1 protein-coding gene is annotated in these 461 nt (G+C 71.8%); it reads right to left on the bottom strand.

Features of this window, described 5'->3' with window-relative positions; translation table 11 throughout:
* Nucleotides 1-461, bottom strand: a 461-nt coding sequence (locus HA630_RS01810; protein ID WP_166832179.1) for a molybdopterin-dependent oxidoreductase, incomplete at both ends; no start/stop codon positions are given.

Here is a 461-nt window from a genome sequence, read left to right as displayed (position 1 = left end):
CGCGCTCTTCGGCCAGGGGCGTGTAGGGCAGGGCGGCAAAGCGGGCGCGGCCATCGGCGGTGGGGTAGACGCCGTCGGTGTACAGGCGTTCGGCGTTGTGCGCCTGGCCTTCGGGCAGCGGCCACTGTTGCGGTGCCGCGTCCAACTGGGCGTAGCTCAGGCCGGTGATGTCCAGGTCGCGGCCGCGCGTGCTCTCGCGGTGTTCGTTCCAGATTTGTTCGGGCGTTTCGTAGGGAAACAGTGTGGTGGGTGCGCGGGCAGGCAGGCGCTGCTCCAGCCGACGTCCCAGGTTCACGGCGATCTGCCAGTCGTGGCGCGGGGCTTCATCGCCCGCCGACGGCGGCGGGACCGCTGCGCGCACGCGGGTGATGCGCCGCTCGCTGTTGGTGACGGTGCCTTCCTTCTCGCCCCAGGTGGTGGCGGGCAGCAGCAGGTCGGCCCAGTCGCAGGTGGCGGCGCTG

This window comes from Aquabacterium sp. A08 (assembly GCF_011742065.1).
The sequence above is the reverse complement of the archived record's forward strand: the minus strand, read 5'-3'. Positions and strand labels throughout refer to the sequence as shown.